Origin of the sequence: Anaerostipes amylophilus (assembly GCF_025567365.1) — a bacterium.
In the GTDB taxonomy this organism is placed as follows: Bacteria; Bacillota; Clostridia; order Lachnospirales; family Lachnospiraceae; genus Anaerostipes; species Anaerostipes amylophilus.
Genome location: NZ_JAOQJG010000002.1, coordinates 230,059 through 247,346, shown reverse-complemented (window position 1 = coordinate 247,346; position 17,288 = coordinate 230,059). Strand labels below are relative to the sequence as shown.

18 protein-coding genes are annotated in these 17,288 nt (G+C 32.4%); 2 read left to right on the top strand and 16 right to left on the bottom strand.

The genetic code is table 11. The features are described from left to right. Window positions 1–89: 89 nt before the first annotated feature. From OCV53_RS03700 to OCV53_RS03685, 5 genes are all read right to left on the bottom strand, one after another. Complete coding sequence (locus OCV53_RS03700; protein ID WP_055196617.1) at window positions 90–644, bottom strand: VanZ family protein; 555 nt, start codon at window positions 642–644, stop codon at window positions 90–92. A 154-nt stretch (window positions 645–798) separates the two neighbouring features. After that, window positions 799–945, bottom strand: a complete 147-nt coding sequence (locus tag OCV53_RS03695; RefSeq protein ID WP_155492455.1) for a hypothetical protein — start codon at window positions 943–945, stop codon at window positions 799–801. 237 nt (window positions 946–1,182) lie between these two features. Then, the gene (locus OCV53_RS12515) at window positions 1,183–1,338 is read right to left on the bottom strand and encodes a DNA-processing protein DprA (protein ID WP_172674543.1); all 156 of its coding nucleotides are present in this window, start codon (window positions 1,336–1,338) and stop codon (window positions 1,183–1,185) included. A 105-nt stretch (window positions 1,339–1,443) separates the two neighbouring features. Then, window positions 1,444–2,262 carry an IS3 family transposase gene (locus tag OCV53_RS03690; protein ID WP_242852106.1) on the bottom strand — a complete coding sequence of 273 codons (819 nt, stop codon included), beginning with the start codon at window positions 2,260–2,262 and terminating at the stop codon, window positions 1,444–1,446. Further along, window positions 2,252–2,599 carry a transposase gene (locus OCV53_RS03685; RefSeq protein WP_055196615.1) on the bottom strand — a complete coding sequence of 116 codons (348 nt, stop codon included), beginning with the start codon at window positions 2,597–2,599 and terminating at the stop codon, window positions 2,252–2,254. Before OCV53_RS03685 ends, OCV53_RS03690 begins: the two co-directional genes overlap by 11 nt. On the opposite strand from OCV53_RS03685, the gene OCV53_RS12280 reads away from it, so the two are divergent. Then, complete coding sequence (locus OCV53_RS12280) at window positions 2,598–2,783, top strand: IS3 family transposase (protein ID WP_081019934.1); 186 nt, start codon at window positions 2,598–2,600, stop codon at window positions 2,781–2,783. The genes OCV53_RS03685 and OCV53_RS12280 overlap by 2 nt on opposite strands. Window positions 2,784–2,843: 60 nt before the next feature. On the opposite strand, the gene OCV53_RS03675 is transcribed toward OCV53_RS12280, so the two are convergent. The 11 genes from OCV53_RS03675 to OCV53_RS03625 form a co-directional block, all read right to left on the bottom strand. Beyond that, entirely contained in the window at window positions 2,844–4,151 is a 1,308-nt protein-coding gene (locus tag OCV53_RS03675; RefSeq protein ID WP_055196614.1) for a hypothetical protein, read from the bottom strand. A gap of 243 nt (window positions 4,152–4,394) precedes the next feature. After that, window positions 4,395–5,312: a nucleotidyltransferase family protein gene (locus OCV53_RS03670; protein WP_055196613.1), complete on the bottom strand. Its 918-nt coding sequence runs from the start codon at window positions 5,310–5,312 to the stop codon at window positions 4,395–4,397. 189 nt (window positions 5,313–5,501) lie between these two features. Beyond that, window positions 5,502–6,581, bottom strand: a complete 1,080-nt coding sequence (locus OCV53_RS03665; protein WP_081019933.1) for a glycosyltransferase family 2 protein — start codon at window positions 6,579–6,581, stop codon at window positions 5,502–5,504. 103 nt (window positions 6,582–6,684) lie between these two features. Beyond that, a complete protein-coding gene (locus tag OCV53_RS03660; protein WP_055196611.1) occupies window positions 6,685–8,121 on the bottom strand; it encodes a flippase in 1,437 nt (478 codons plus the stop codon). After that, entirely contained in the window at window positions 8,111–9,028 is a 918-nt protein-coding gene (locus OCV53_RS03655) for a beta-1,6-N-acetylglucosaminyltransferase (protein ID WP_055196610.1), read from the bottom strand. The genes OCV53_RS03660 and OCV53_RS03655 overlap by 11 nt, the downstream gene beginning before the upstream one ends. Before the next feature lie 5 nt (window positions 9,029–9,033). Next, window positions 9,034–10,008 (bottom strand): glycosyltransferase family 2 protein, encoded by a 975-nt coding sequence (locus OCV53_RS03650; protein WP_055196609.1) that lies wholly within the window; start codon window positions 10,006–10,008, stop codon window positions 9,034–9,036. After that, window positions 9,971–11,158 (bottom strand): hypothetical protein, encoded by a 1,188-nt coding sequence (locus tag OCV53_RS03645; protein ID WP_055196608.1) that lies wholly within the window; start codon window positions 11,156–11,158, stop codon window positions 9,971–9,973. Before OCV53_RS03645 ends, OCV53_RS03650 begins: the two co-directional genes overlap by 38 nt. Beyond that, window positions 11,155–11,733, bottom strand: coding sequence for a serine O-acetyltransferase (locus OCV53_RS03640; protein ID WP_055196607.1), 579 nt, complete (start codon window positions 11,731–11,733; stop codon window positions 11,155–11,157). Before OCV53_RS03640 ends, OCV53_RS03645 begins: the two co-directional genes overlap by 4 nt. A gap of 76 nt (window positions 11,734–11,809) precedes the next feature. Further along, window positions 11,810–12,910, bottom strand: coding sequence for a glycosyltransferase family 1 protein (locus OCV53_RS03635; RefSeq protein ID WP_055196606.1), 1,101 nt, complete (start codon window positions 12,908–12,910; stop codon window positions 11,810–11,812). A 55-nt stretch (window positions 12,911–12,965) separates the two neighbouring features. Then, window positions 12,966–14,093: a glycosyltransferase family 4 protein gene (locus tag OCV53_RS03630; RefSeq protein WP_055196605.1), complete on the bottom strand. Its 1,128-nt coding sequence runs from the start codon at window positions 14,091–14,093 to the stop codon at window positions 12,966–12,968. A gap of 56 nt (window positions 14,094–14,149) precedes the next feature. After that, a complete protein-coding gene (locus OCV53_RS03625; RefSeq protein WP_022374556.1) occupies window positions 14,150–15,577 on the bottom strand; it encodes a sugar transferase in 1,428 nt (475 codons plus the stop codon). 235 nt (window positions 15,578–15,812) lie between these two features. Here OCV53_RS03625 and OCV53_RS03620 point away from each other — a divergent pair. Continuing rightward, the coding region (locus OCV53_RS03620; RefSeq protein ID WP_081019932.1) for an aminotransferase class I/II-fold pyridoxal phosphate-dependent enzyme at window positions 15,813–17,288 on the top strand (1,476 nt) is incomplete at its 3' end.

Sequence of the window (17,288 nt, the reverse complement as noted above, 5' to 3'; positions counted from 1 at the left end):
CCTGCTAATCTTCGTGATTTTATTCACTTATTAGCTGTAATAAGCTTTTCAGCAGTCTCGGAAAACGCCTCAGTAACTTAGTTAGTATATCATGGTTTCTTAAAAAAAACCAGACGCAATTTGTCAAAAATCTTCCACACCACATATCCAACTGCGGCTCCTATGGTATTCGTCATCACATCATCGATCTGTGCATATCCTCTGCCAGTCATATGCTGCATTACTTCAAGCATACAACTGATCATGCATGCACTTCCTACACACATCCAGATTTTTCGAATCCTCTTAAATGCAATTGGAAGTAATATACCATATGGGATAAACATGATGATATTTTCCACAAAATACGCATGAGCGATCATTGAATTCCCCCATGTTTCAAATAATTTTAAACTTACATCCGTTCTTGTTCCTGGTTCTCTTGAGAAAAATCCTACATTAATAAATACGATCGCATAGATCAGGATCAGTGTCCAGACATATTTCTTTCTATGAAAATGTTTCCCTTGTGGAAAGATCATGTCAAACATCTTTAACAGCATCAAAAATACCATTCCGATACTGCATGCGACAATCAGATATCTTAATGGCTCCATCATATCCTCTTTTATAAAAAATGAAAGATATTTTATTTTTTGTAACAACTTATCTGCCTCCTCTCTTTTGCTTTCTTTTCCCTATTCATAATTTACGCTATCATATTTCTTTAAAGAATAAACGAATATGGTGTGAGTGGTTATTTATATGGTGCGAAATGTAAAAAAGGATGCCGTTTCTTTCGACATCCTCTTGGTTTAACTAACAACTTCTTAATGTTCTTACTTCTGGTTCAGCAACTTTTTTATCTTCTGATACCCATAAATCTTTGTAATTTAATTTTAAAAGTCCTGTAATCATTAAGCTTAATACTAAGATCATTGCGACTGTTCCTAAAAAATGAATCATCATATTCTCCTTTTTTATTTTTTTGTATTCTGTATTATGTATTTTCTATGTATATTTTATCAAATTATTTCTACTCATTCAATCTATTATGATATTTTCTAGGAAATGACGATACTATATATATGACTTTCTTGAGATAACCAGCAATCTTCTCAAGAACTATTATTGATCACAGAAGGATTTTGTGCAATTTGTAGTACCAATTTTTGTAGTAAGAATATAGGATTATGATAATGACTATACCGAACTCTTACGATCATTCGTTATAATCCAAATTTTTCTATGATATTTTTCTCCGTACTGAGCTGTAATCAGTGCGCCACTTCCTTTTTCTGCACTTGTGATAATGATTTCATCTGAAAAAGCCGCTATGTATAGTGGTTCAGTTGTCAAGACAAAAATCTAAGACTTTCATAATGAACTGATAGGTTGATAGGTTGATAAGTTACTGTATCTGTAGAGACGTACGTAGGATGAACTAGTTTTCTTTACAGATAATTAAGCTACATATGACATTAGCATTGCAGGATAATAATATTCCGCTGGTGTGTGATAATCCAATGTAGAATGATATCTTTCAAAGTTATAGGTGTGAACATATTGTTTGATAGCTGCTCTGGCTTCTTTGATATTATTATATTGTGTCAGGTAAGCTTCTTCATACTTAAAACTTCGAAACCATCGTTCGATCATGATATTATCAGCCCAACGACTTTTTCCATCCATGCTCTGACGGATACCATTTTCTTTTACAAAATCGATATATTGCTGGCTGGTAAACTGGCATCCCTGATCAGAGTTCAAAACCTGAGGTTTGGCTATCTTAAATGCTTTGTTTAACGCATTGATCACCATTCGGGTATCGAGAGTATCATCCACTTCCCATCCGACAATACAGCGGCTGTACCAGTCGATCACTGCAGTCAAATATAGAAATCCATGTTTGATCGGGATATATGTAATATCAATGGACCATGCCTGATTTGGTTTATCGATGACAGCATTGCGGAGTAGATAAGGGCAGGCTTTTGCCTGTTGCATACGCTTAGACAGATTCATCTTAGGATAGATTGGATGAATGTCCATTTCATTCATGTATCGTCTGGCTTTCCGACGACCGACTCTATATCCTCTGGCTTTTAATTGTGCAGACATCTGTCTTGTACCCCAGGTTGGATTATCCGTATGGAGATGATCAATGATCTCTTTACATGCCAGTTCATCATCAGATACTGGAGATCCTTTGTAATAAATACTTGTACGGTTGATATCAAGTAAGCTTGTGCCAACAGAAGCAGGAAGTTCTTTAGTCGTCAAAAGGTTTCGGACTAAATTTACTCTCGTAGTCAGGTCCGCAAATTTCTTCAGATTTTTTTTTGAGCCAGTCCACCTGCATGGTTAACTGACCAACCTTTTTTGCATACTCAGTTTTTTCCTTGCGTTCTTCGACAAGCTTTTCCTTGAGGTTTTCCTCACGTTTGTCGTCAAACACAGCAGAAGCATTGTTCAAGAATTCTCTTTTCCAGTTACGGAGAAGATTTGGTTGAATATTGTTTTCTGTTGCTAAGGTATTGAGATCTTTTTCTCCTTTGAGTAGCTCGATCACAAGGTCTGATTTAAATTTTGCACTAAAATTTCTTCTTTTTCTGGACATGACACTGAATCCTTTCTTATGTATTGATTTAAGTATATCAGATTCATTAAGATCTGTCCGAAAAAGTGTCTTAATTTATGAGACCATTATAGAATATATCATTTGGTTTAGAGAAAAGAGAATCAAAATGTCATTGGGAGGAGTCAGTCCAATGGAATACAGACGAAGTCTGGGACTAGCGTAAATTGGTCCAAGAATTCGTCCGCACCCCCGAACTTAAGTATCCAGGAATGCTTAAATTATACTATAGAATCTCACTTGAATTAATAATAATTGCTTCTGCCACCGCCTTTACAAGGGGAATTTCCAATTGTAATTGTTTTTCATCTTGATATGGATGATAACGTTCTTTATTTTTTCCACTTTTACTGTGTACCAATGAATTTCTAGTAAAATATATTCGTTTTGCAATTTGTGTAAAAGCTCCTTGAGAATCCGACCAACTAATAACTGGTGCATTACAAAAAGCGACTTTATTATTCTGATAATAATTAAGTGCATTTAAATCTATTCTATTTATCCTTGTTTTAAGTGCATCAATAGAGACATATTCATTTAAGACATATTTCAAAGATTCTAATTCATTTCCATGACCAGTCTCGTCATTCATACGTAATCTATTTTTTACAAACATCGCTATTTCATATATTTTATCTTCATTTTTATATGAAAAATCTGGATGTGTAATTTTATTTTTTAAATCAGTAACCATCTTGCGTTTAAATACTTCATCATAAAAATATTCCATGACATGATAGAATGAAATATATTTAATATAAGGATCATTTGATGCTAATGCCTGTTTATAATAGTCTACTACATCTTCACTATATTTTCTCAATGGTGGGGCGTCAATTTGAGTTTCAGCAATTCTGCTTCTCATAACATTATTCATTGGATAAATATCTAAGATATCTAAAAATTCAATAACCGAATTTCCTGTTTTGTACATAAATTCAAATAAAAATGAAGTTTTCATTTTTCTAAATGTATCTAATGATTTATAACTTTCATTTATATTTTTTATTTTTAAAGAACATTCTCCAATTATTTTATGTAAAACAGTTTCTAAAGTATTTTCTTCTTCATTATTAAACACTCTATCTAAACCAATAGATCTTCGTAACCGCATAGGTGGTATTCTATTATTACGACCTTCCTGCTGATTCATGGCATCTTTAACTAGCATAAGTAAATATAAGCTATATTCAGCCGTTGGATAGCCTATCTCATAACTTATACCATTTATTTCATCCTCTGCTTTAAATGGAAATTCTTGGTGACGCATTAAATAATAATTCATGTTTATTGCAACTTCATAACCATCTTCTGAATATAATTCTAAATCATTTGTATTCATAGAAAAAACTTTATTATAAAGCTCCACTAAGTCAGAATTTAAAATAGTAATCTGTCTCGTTTCTTGCCGTACCCTAAAAGAACGAGGCTCAAAAACTATATCATCATCGTTGTTTACTATTTCATCATCATTCAGTCTTTCTTGCCCAAGTAATTTACAAAGCAAATGTTTTACCTCATAAAAGGTCGCCACAATTCATTCACCTACTTTCTAAATTTTTTAATAATCTTTTTAATATCAAATCCATTCTCAGGGAGCTTAAGTTATTCCTTTCAAAAAGTGAATCTAGTTTTTCAAATTTTTTCGTATTTTTTATTCAATATAACAATTTACTTTGTTGACTGATTTCTTAATGTCCCTGGGAACTTAAGTTTTTCTAGCCAATAAAATATGATCCTAACAAAAACCACATTCTATTGGCTACCACCTATTCATCTACTCCCAAAGCTTCTCCGCATAAACTCCATCAGCAATCAACTCCCTAAAAGCATCCTGCACAGTCTCTTTATCTTCCTTATATGTAACTCCAAACCAACGATCCTGTGTCTCCAGCACCTTCACGTTCGCTCTTTCTTCTTTCAAAAGTTTGTCCACAATATTCGGTAACAGATATTCGCTCTTTAAATCTCCTTCTTCCACATTTGCAAGGAAATCTTTGAAATCCTCTGCTAAGAAATCTAAAAATTCTGGATATCCTGCCCACATGTTCATGGATACTTTATCTTCTGGACTGATCCATTCTTGTACTTCTTCACTGTCGCATTTGATCTGTCCGTCTTCTCCCATTTCAATTCCTGTTGTCTCATGTACCTGACTTAATAAACCATTCTCATCGACAACACTGACTCCTCTGGTCACAGTTCCATTATCGCTTAATGTGTTCTTTAAAATGAATCCTCCCATTCCCATGGTAAATTCTCTTCCAAGGTCTTCTCCTGATACTAAGAAATCATGCAGTTTCACAAATGCTTCTTTTCCATAATAATCATCTGCATTGATGATCACAAATGGTTCTTTCACTACATCTTTGCAGCATAAAACTGCCTGTCCTGTTCCCCATGCTTTTGTTCTTCCTTCTGGTACTTCAAAACCTTCTGGCAGATCATCAAGCTCCTGAAATACATATTCAACATCGATCTGTTCTTTGATTCTGTTTCCAATGATCTCTTCGAACTCCTTGAAAATGTCTTTGCGGATAATAAAGACTACTTTATTAAAGCCTGCTTCTTTTGCATCATGAATGGAATAATCCATGATGATCTCTCCATTTGGTCCCATCTGGGCTAACTGTTTAATTCCTTCTCCAAATCTGGAGCCGATTCCAGCTGCCATAATAATTAATGTTGTATTCATTCGTATTTTCTCCCCTTTACAATATAAAAGTTCCTTTTTTATAAAAAGCGAACCTATTTTTCAAAATTTTTTCGTATTTTTTATTCAATATAACTATTCACTTTGAGACTGATTTCTTAAGGTCCCTGGGAACTTAAGTTCTTCCAGGTTTAAGTATTCAAAAAAATATTTTAATTTCACAAATCTATATCATTTATTCTTTATTCTTCGTATGATTTTATTCAAAATGTCAAGTCTTAAACCAATTTGGGCTATCTGATAATTGTTTTTTAATAGCCCTATTGCATATAGCTTTTTAGAAAATTCTAATTTTAAATCCATAATGGGGAGGGTATGAACATACTTACATTGATACATAAAGATTGTCCTTTTAATTTCTGAATTTAATCTTATAACTCTTTTCTCATTCAAGTAAAATTGCTCAATTAAGAGATTTATGAACTCTTGCGTGTTTGTAACATCCTCTGAATAAAAATGAACGTATGAGTGCAGCATCAAATCTGTAATATAAAATGACTCAATAGCTCTTAAACTATTCACAGAAGTTTTAGTAATTCCTGTCGGATTACTTCTATATGCATATTGACATTTAGACACCATATAAATAGAGTTCGCTCTCGGAACAACAAGATGAGCTATAATAGAATCTTCATACCAATAATTTTCCGGAAACACTAAATGTTCAAAAAACTTTCTTTTTATTGCCTTTCCCCATGCACAACCATTTAATAACGAAGTGTCATTCTCATCTTTTATTGTTATATTCTTTAATTTTTTTCTATTCTCATTATTAAAAGTATAATACCCAGTTGCTACAATATCTGCATCTTTAGAGAATGCTTTTTTTAAGAGAAAATCAATATAATCACTTGTAACATAATCATCTGAATCAATAAAGATTAGATATTTTCCCCTCGCCTCTCGTATACCTGTATTTCGTGCTCCAGAAAATCCTTTATTACACTGTGTTATTATTCTAAAATTCTTTATTTTAGTGGAATATCGACACAGTATTTCAGCTGTACTATCTGTTGAACCGTCATCTATTGCAATAATTTCAATATTATATGAAGTTTTTTGTTTCAGTATTGACTCCATACATTCAGCAACATATTTTTCTACATTATAGCAAGGAATAATTACTGTAGCATCATAAATTTCTTCTTGATATTTAAACACATAATCTTTGGAGTAACACTCTGTCACTGGGTTTTTTACATATTTTATCAAGACTTTATCATGTAATCTATCATAAAGATTTCTCATCATTTCTCCTCTCTATGGCTCATTTTATAGAATCACCAATATATTCTATTCAATAATCAAAAGTAAACACTCCTCACACTTTTGAAATTTTTAAACAGTTAAAGATTTATTTTCTTTTTACAAAATCTAAAATTAGCTTTAACGAATTATTTCTAAACAGCACTAGAACAATTCCATATCCAATCACTGATAACATAAAAGAAACAAATATGCTCACATATAGACTTGATATATATATTTTTACTAAGCGGCAAATTACTATTATCAGAAAAGAGCCTAAAAGTGTAGAAATAATATCATTTTTTTGTAAATTACTTTGAAAATACTTTCTTCCATACAGATAACATACAACTGCTGATATTAATTCTGCAAGTGCTGTAGTGAAAGCTGCGGCATTTTGATTAAAATATGGAATTAAAAGCACATTCAATATAATATTAGCTAAAGCTGCGAAAGTTGTAGCTTTCAATACACTCTTATCTTCTTTATTTACAATAAGTACACAAGAAGTATAAAACCAACTAAATATGCTAAATAAAAGTGCTACGCTAAGTATTTGTAATGAAGTTGTTGCTGGTAAAAAGTCTTTTCCTGATAATAGAAACACTATTTTATCACTTAACGCAAATGTCCCAACCATTACAGGAACAGCTAAAGTAATTAACGAATTCAATATAGTAGATGCCGTTTCTGAGTATTCTCTTTTATTTCCAATTCCAATATAAGATGACAATCTAGGAATTGATACAACGATTAAAGCTCCCAACAATGACTTAAGCATCGTGTAAACTTTTGTTGCTACTGAATACAAACCAACATGATAGCTGCCTGATATCAAGCCTAATATTGTAACGTCAGAATTAATATATATCGTCATTGCTATAGAATTGGCAAATAAAATAAGGATTGGAATTAAATGTCTTCTCATTTTGCTATTAAAGCAAAATCTAATATCACAATATTTTTTTCTAGAAAAGATATTTATAAAGTTAGCACCTGATGTTGATATCAAAGTAATAACAGAATATTGAACTAATGAATCCCTATCTTTCACAAATATAAACATCAGTACAACTGATATAAATTGACAAATTATTGTTCTAATTGTAATAAGTCCAAATTCCTCAAAAATATTAAAAATCCATTCACATCCTAAAGTTGTAAAGGAAATTGATATACTTAAAATTACTATTATAGAAATATAATCATGTAACTTATTCAGAAAAATTAAACAAAATAACAAAATAACGTAAGACACTAAAGTTGATATAAAATTAATTGAAAAAACTTCAGAGCAAAAATCAGAAATTTTATTTCTATCATTTCTATATCTAGCACCTTCTCTTATTGCATATGTACTAATTCCTAATCCAGCAAGCAGTGTAAAATAACTTACTATAGATGAACTAAAATTATAAATTCCAATGTTTTCAACTCCTAATACTCTAGATATATATGGAAAAGTTATCAATGGAAATATTATGGAAAATATAGTTTTAATTGCGTTAAGCAATGCATTAATACCAATAAATTTATTTTTCACAATTGTTACCTTTCAATAAAATCCTTTCGTATAATAATTCTATGATTTTGGGGTCTACTTTCTCATCGAATTTTCTTGCAAACATACAATTACTATCTATTAATTCGTTGAAATCTTTTTCTGTCCAAACATAAGGACCACCTCTAGACCAGTCAATTTTCCTCACATTTGCACAATAATTATCATCCATTCTTGAATCATAAAGTTTCGAAAACCATTTATCATTGTTTGCAATAAATGTCTGTATAACTAGTTCATCACAACAATTTGTATTTTTATATACTTTTTCTATATATTTTTTCTTTTTTAATAAATCTCGTACCAACTCATCAGTTATACTAAACCACTGCGATCCATGATAAAAAACTAAATCATTATTCTTCAATCTATTAATATGAAATAATTCTTGCAATCTAATTTGAAAACAATCAATCTTTCTTATTAATCTAAAATCAATAAAACTTAAAGAATTGTAATAATTTGTCGCCCAATAGTATTTAACTCTTCTTTTTATTGAGTATTCATTCTTACTATTCTTACCAGAAAAATGAACGAATTGTTTCCCACTATTCCTTTCAAAAAATCGATGAATTTCAGACTGATCTTTTAATGGTAAATCCATACCAGAAATTAAATGATAATAATCATATTTCCTATTTTCAGTGGCTTGTTTCAATAAAAATAACTCACATTCAATCAAACTATAACTTCCCCAAGCCGACTTGAATATTGATGATTGAATTACTTTTGATTTAGTACAGCAGGAAGCATAATCAAAAAATCTAATAGTATCATCCGCTTTAGCATCAATATGGATATATATATCATTTTCAGAATAATCAAGTAACTTCATTAATTTTTTTATTTGCTCTAAATTTTTATGAGCCATTATTAAATATGCATGCATAAGTATTATCTCCTAGATGCGAACTGAAAAAATCTACTCAATATCGTTTGTCCCAAAAAAGATACCAGTGCGAGTATCCTATACTTGAACCTACAATTTTTATCTTGTACGATCTGAAGTCTATATTTTATAATATACTCCCACAATTCTTCTTTATAACTTTTTTGTTCATAATTATTAGTCTTTTTAGGTAAATGAACAAACATTTCTATAGCCGCTTGAAATAATTTAAAATCCGCTGCTTTTCTGATTGTATAGCAATAGTTTAGTACATACGTATGCACCTCTTTTGCGGCCAATAAAAAATCTTTATTCTTTACTGGATCTAATGTCCCAATAGTACTGTCACGTCTAATCATGTAATAATAAACCGGTTTATTACCATAAACAACTGTATTACACTTAGAAACTATTTTGTATAACACATATAAATCTTCATATTTTTTTCCTTTTGGAAATTCTATACCATCAAATAATTCTCTTTTGTATATTTTTGCTGTTACACTTGTAACAAAATGCTTTTCATATAAAAAATCTTGAATCGCTTCAGTAGAATTGAATGTTAAGATATATTCTCTATCATTTTGTCTGCTTTCTAGAGATGAACCTTCAAGAAATTTTTCCATCTTTCCAACTGCAATATCTGCTTTGTTTGCCTTTAATATATCAAATAAATCCCCTACATAATCCTTAGAAACATAATCATCACTATCTACAAATATGAAATATTTACCTTTTGCTATTTTCATTCCAGCATTTCTAGCATCACTTTGTCCGCCATTTTCTTTATTCAATACAACTATTCTATCATCTATTCTTTTCCATTTTTCACAAATAGAAAAACAATTATCAGGTGAACCATCATTCACTAAAATTATTTCAATATTAGTATATGTTTGATTAACCAATGACTCAATACATTTATCTAGATATTTCTCAGCTTTATAGATCGGGACTATTATCGTTATTAACTGTTTCATAATTTATACCTCCAATCAAAAATAAATAATAAATCCAAGCAAACGCACCTGTTGTAAGTGACGTAGAAGTATTAATATTTAGAAAAATATACAACATAACAAGCATTGAAAATAAATTACGATTGGTAATCTTCCAATACGAAATAGATAATAAAACACTTCCTACAATTGTTGTTTCCAAATAAATTTTAACACTTTCTATTTCCAACATAGATCCAGTAAAATCATAAGTAGAACCTAATCCATATGATTGGAAATGATTATTTAAATAATAGAGCACCATATTGTCTCGTCCCATCCAAAAATCTGCCATATTTAGACCTGTTTTGTTTGAGAACCAAATGCCTAAAGGAGATGTTATCAATTTAATCACAACTAACGGAGATATTGCAAAAACAATTGCACATATTATACAAATTTTTTTATTAACTTTAATCGAGGTTATTTTTTCCCAATTCGGCAAATAAGAAAGTATAAGTATTATTGTAGCAAATAAAATAATTAAACGTTTATTCATCACAAGGATAGATATATAACTAATCCATGCCCACTTTCGATTATTTTTTTTATAATAACAAAAATAACAAAATAATGCCATCATCGGATCAGGAAAATGACTAGTTTCATAATAATCATATGCAAATGATGCTTGCCCACCTAACAGTGAAAAATTTTTAATTGCATTAATTGCCATGGAAATTGAAAAGTTACCTGAAATTTCCATGAAATATGAAACAACATAAATTACTACTGAAAATTTAGCCATCATTGTAATTTCATCTTTATTTAACGCATTTATTGCATAATATGTAAAGACAATAGGTGTAAGAATAAAGCAAAATTCTTTAATCGTTCTAAATGTAAATCGCCCACTCTCAATTATTGAAAACACTGAAATAAAAGCTACAAACAAATAAAAACACATTAAAATCCTAAATTCTTTAGAAAACTTTTTCTTCTTACTTCTGTTAGATGCATAAAAAGCAAATGATGCTCCAATTAAAAAAAAGTATTTCAAAAGATTTAAAACTCCATTTGCATTATCATTTACAAACAACGCATCAACGAAACCTTTCGACATGATTGCACACACAAATAAGGTAATCCCCAATAAAACTTTTCTTCTCATTCTTATAGAATACAATTTCATTTATCTATCTCCAAATACTTATTCAAGTTTGAATGTGAATTATTATCACTGATTTTTTTTGCTGGCACACCTCCAATGGTTATACCGCTTTCATTAAAATTGTTGACAACCACAGCATTTGATCCAATCGCAATATCACTAGCAATATTAACTTTGCCAATAATTCTTGCACCACTTCCTATAAAAATATTATCTCCTAATACTGGAGCATCTGATGCTCCATTTGTTGCTCCAATTGTCACGCTGTCTTGAATTCTACAATTTTTACCAATCTTAGCATTCCCATTAACTATAATTGAACCAAAATGAGCAATAGAAAGTCCTGGTCCAAATACATTTAACGGGATATATGTATTATATTTCAATCTTTTTTTATAATATAAAAATTGCAAAACTTTACTATATAATTTCCCAATAAATGTTTTTTTACAATTTACATAATATTCCGTTTTTCTAAGCAGTATCTCAAATCTCCATATTTCATCATGAACCAACTTAGGAGATTTATAATTTTTTCCTAATGCCAATTTATCTTGTTTTAAATATTTCAAATAATCATTTTTTGAGTTAATCACATCTACTCACCTCTTTCTTTTTTAGTTATATCTATTCTATATATTCTTTTACTTAGTTATAAAAAGTATAATATTTTTATAATAAACTACTTTCTGTCTCAGCATAATACTGTTCCAAGATCTTATGTGCATTCTTTATATTATACATACTTGTACTAATAAATTCTAAATCATTTATCCTATCTGAATCTGTTTTCTTACTCAACACAATATCTGCCCAATCTTCAAGCTTTTTCTCCAATGAAACAAATTCACTATTCTCCGTAAATTTCACTTCCACCGGCACCTTATCAGAAAACACACAAGGCAATCCCGCAAACTGCGCCTCAACTCCAACCACCGGAATTCCCTCAAACAACGAAGGCATCACAAACACATCCATTGCTTGATACAACTCATTCACATCATCTCTATTTCCCAAGAATCTTACACATTCATCTAAATTCAACTCATGAACCTGTTCTCTAATTTCATCTTCCTTCTCTCCAACACCAATCAATAATAATATTGTATTAACATCTTTCTTATGAAGCTCACTAAAAATTCTAATCAATAATTCATGATTTTTCTGATAACTCAATCTTCCAACATGTCCAACAACAAATTCACTTGTCAATCCAAGATCTTTTCGTTTTCTATCTCTTACTTCTTCATTATACAAAAATTTATCTACTTCTATTGCATTGGGTATAAATTTAAATTCTTTTCCCGGAAATAAAAATTCTCCTGCTTCTTGACCACATGCACAATAATAATTAGCTGCCTTTGTAATCTTCTTTCTAAAATACTGTTTTAAAATATACTTAAAGTCCTTGTCAATAGATGTATTATGACTATGTGCAATTCTAATTGGAACCCCTGCTTTCTTCGCAGCTAATAAAGGTAAATAACTCATAGAATCAATATGAGAATGAACTATCTGATATTCGGGATGTTCTGCAAAAAACTTTTTCATATATTTGAAATATGCTGGATAATTCTGTGGATATAATCTTGGTGCATAATAAACTTTTCCACCAAGACTCAAAATCTCATCATCATAATCACTCTTATCTGGTCTATGTGTCAAGAAATCAAATTGAATCTTTGTTCGATCGATATTTCGATAATAATTCATAAGCATCGTTTCTAATCCAGCTCGATGCATATCATTTACACACTGTAATACTCTAATCATTTTGTTTTCCTTTCACCTTAATAACCTCAAATAGAAGCCACACTACTATTCTCTACTAATTTTCCTTGCAGCTTTTCTTTCCTCTATAAACCTCAACAGTCCGACTTACAACATCTTCCCAATTATATCTACCACAAATATACCCAGATGCTTCTCTCTTATACTTTTCCACAAGCTCCACATCATCACAAACCATCTGTAGCTTTTCTTTAAGGTCTTCCACATTAGCCTTCTTAAACAATATCGCCTTATCCTCAACCACATCCGCAATCTCAGCAATATCAGACCCAATCACGCAGTTCCCATAACTCATAGCCTCAAGCAGACTAAGTGGCATCCCCTCCAACTTAGAAGGCAGCACATAAACATAAGCATTACTATAAAGTTCCTCTAATGTTCTACCAGAAACAAACCCAGTAAAGATAATATTCGGATTATTCCCAGCCAACTTCTTAAGTTTCATCACATAATCATCCGTATCACTAGTATCTCCAGCAATCACTAACTTCTTATCCGTCTTCACATTCTGATAAGCTTCAATCAGATAATGAATACCTTTCTCTTCTGTAAGTCGTGACAACGCACAAATATAATCATCTTTATGCAGACCAAATTTCTTCGTGAGCAGATCAGCTTCCACATTCTCAGGTCTTGATACTCCATTGGGGATGAGAATTGTATCTCGACCATACGTCTGTTTAAAATAATCTTGAACTCCTTTACTCAAAACAATGATTTCATCTGCATATTTCGCAGCCACTTTCTCTCCAAATTTGATATATTTTGAACCAAATCCAGATTTCCATTTATCTCTTGCCCAATCCAATCCATGGATTGTTACGATACAACGTTTTCTGAATAATTTTGGAATCCAAAGAGCTGTGCAAGGTCCTTCTGCATGAAAATGTACAATATCATATCTTCCAAATGCTGCTCTGATAGCAGCAGAAAAGGAGGATGTCATTGCTGCCAGCCCCTTCTTGTTGATCGTCAATACTTTCTTTAATTTTACGCCTTTATATGTACCATTTTTTACGGTATTTACATATTCATTTTCAACTTTATCACCGGAACGATTATAACATGTAACTTGATGTCCTCGTTTTACCATCTTAGGACACATCGTAGTCAGTACAAGTTCAATTCCGCCTCTTCTTGATGGAACAACTTTATGTCCGATCATCGCAATTTTTAATTGTTTCTTCCTTATATAATTACTACTCACCGTACACTTCCCTTCTACTGCGCCCCATCATCACCCTTAAACACAAGCGCCACTGTCTTAAACAATATCTTAATATCCAACCAAAGAGACCAATTCTCAATATACTGAACATCCAATTTCACAATCTCCTCAAAATCAGTAATCGTACTACGACCACTAACCTGCCAGATTCCAGTCAACCCAGGTGTTCTACAAAGCCTCTTCTTATGATAAGCATTATACTGCTCAAATTCATCCACTGTAGGTGGTCTAGTCCCAACCAGACTCATATCCCCCTTCAGTACATTCCAAAACTGCGGAAGCTCATCAATACTAGTCTTCCTGATAAATTTCCCAACCTTCGTAATACGAGGATCATCTTTCATCTTAAACATCAGCCCGTCCATCTCATTCTGAGCCATCAATTCCTTCTTACGCTCCTCCGCATCCTGATACATCGATCTGATCTTATAGATCTTAAATATTCTACCATTTCTACCAACTCTCTTCTGAGAAAACAATAATGGTCCCGGAGATTCCAGTTTCACCGCTGGTGCCACAAAGATCAATGCGATTCCAGTGATCAAAAGTCCAACCAGTCCACCAAGGATATCCATCGCTCTCTTAAGAAGTAACATAAATAAAGAAACTTCTCTTCCAGAAAATGATACAACATTATATGGTCCTACAGTTTCTAATGTCTTATTTAGATTCTGATTGATCTGGAATAAAGGAATATTCAGACTTGTATTGATTCCCATATCCTCAAAATTCTGAATTGTCATTGCAACTGGATATTTATATTCTTTTGGAATGTAGCTAAACACTTCATCTACAACATTTCTTGCTGCGTATTCAAACATACTTCGATATGTAAATCCAATGACTGGTATCCCATAGACATTTTCTCCTACCATATCTTTATCTATAATGACAATACTCGTGATCCATAAATCCCATGTTTTTTCTTTTATAATATTCGTGATCACTTGCTCTGCTTCACCACTAGTTGTGATCAGCATCATTTTCCTTGCAAATGAATGATTGGATCTTCTTCGCAGCCAGTACTTACGGTACAGACGATGTGCTATGATCATATAAAAGAACTCAAATCCGATCGTAAACATATAAATGAATCTTGAATACTCGGATGCATCTGCCATCAGCAATGCGATCATTGACATCCCGGCTCCAGTCAGAACTGCTGTCTGAAAATCGCATCGTATTTCGTCTTTAATTTTACGCTTAAAAAAACTGCGATTTGGGTGGAACAGCAAGTAAACAAAAGTCAGAACTGCCATTGCAATGATCCATCGCAAATATGTATCAGCTCTCATAAACCCATATGCTGTTTTTAGATTTCCAAATCGCAGATAAACTGCAACAAAATATCCTGCAGTCAATCCCACCATATCAAGTATATAGATCAGGAAATTCTGCATCTGTCTTTTTGATACTCCCATATTCTTCTAATCCCCATAATATAGTTTTTTTATTCTTGTTCATTAATCTTCTTTACATGTTATCATAAATTTCAATAAGTTTCCTTGTACTTTTTGTTATAATAAGTATATTTTTGTCGTTTTTGAACTTTTGTGTATTTTAAATTGAACTTTCTTTTCTTTTATGATATAATCGTTTTAACAAATTGAACTTTTTAAATATAAATTGAACTTTTCTTAATAAAGGAGCTGTATTATGAATCAGAAAGAACTATTTGCAGAGCATTTACGTACTGCTATGGAGCAAAAACAAATGAAACAGGTGGATCTAGTACACGCTGCTGATCAGGCAGGGTTAAAGGTTGGAAAGAGCCATATCAGCCAGTATGTCAGTGGAAAGACTCTTCCTCGTGCGGATATCGCTCATTTTCTTGCAGATACATTGGAAGTTGAGGAGGAATGGCTTCTTGGTGATGCTTCTAAGGAAGATTTCTTTGAACCTGAGATCGATCGTTCTTCTCTGACCGACAATAAGAAGCCTCCTGTTCGTCATTTTAGTAAATCAAGCAAACTTGATAATGTCTTATATGATGTTCGTGGTCCTGTTGTGGATGAAGCGAATCGTATGGAGCGTGATGGAACAAATATCTTAAAGTTAAATATCGGAAACCCTGCTCCATTTGGTTTTAGAACACCGGATGAAGTCATTTATGATATGAGACATCAGTTGACTGACTGCGAAGGATATTCCCCTTCTCAAGGATTGTTCGCTGCGAGAAAGGCGATCATGCAGTATGCACAGCTTAAGCACCTTCCAAATGTTGATATCGACAGCATTTATACTGGGAATGGTGTCAGTGAGCTTATCAATCTTTCTATGTCTGCCCTGCTTGATGATGGGGATGAGATCTTGATCCCTTCTCCGGATTATCCTTTGTGGACAGCTTGTGCTACGCTTGCTGGTGGTACGGCGGTTCATTATATCTGTGATGAACAGTCAGACTGGTATCCTGATATGGAGGATATTAAGAAGAAGATCAATCATAGAACGAAAGCGATCGTTTTGATCAATCCGAATAACCCAACTGGGGCTTTGTATCCTAGAGAGGTCTTACAGCAGATCGTTGATATTGCGAGAGAACATCAGCTTATTATCTTCTCTGATGAGATTTATGATCGTCTTGTGATGGATGGAGAGAAACATGTATCCATTGCTTCTCTTGCTCCTGATCTGTTTTGTGTGACATTTTCCGGATTGTCTAAATCTCATATGATCGCTGGTTTCCGTATTGGCTGGATGATCTTAAGTGGTAATAAGGCGGTTGCAAAGGATTATATCGAGGGACTTAATATGCTTTCTAATATGAGACTTTGTTCAAATGTGCCTGCGCAGGCGGTTGTCCAGACGGCGCTTGGTGGTCATCAGAGTGTTAATGATTATATTGTTCCTGGTGGACGTATTTATGAGCAGAGGGAATATGTTTATAAGGCACTTTGTGATATTCCTGGTATTTCTGCTGTGAAACCGAAGGCTGCGTTTTATATCTTTCCTAAGATTGATACGAAGAAGTTTAATATCACGAATGATGAGCAGTTTGCTTTGGATCTTTTACGTGAGAAGAAGCTTTTGATCGTGCATGGTAGTGGATTTAACTGGAAGGAGCCGGATCATTTCAGAGTGGTTTATCTGCCTCGTATTGAAGTTTTGGAAGATGCTATGGGGAAACTTGGG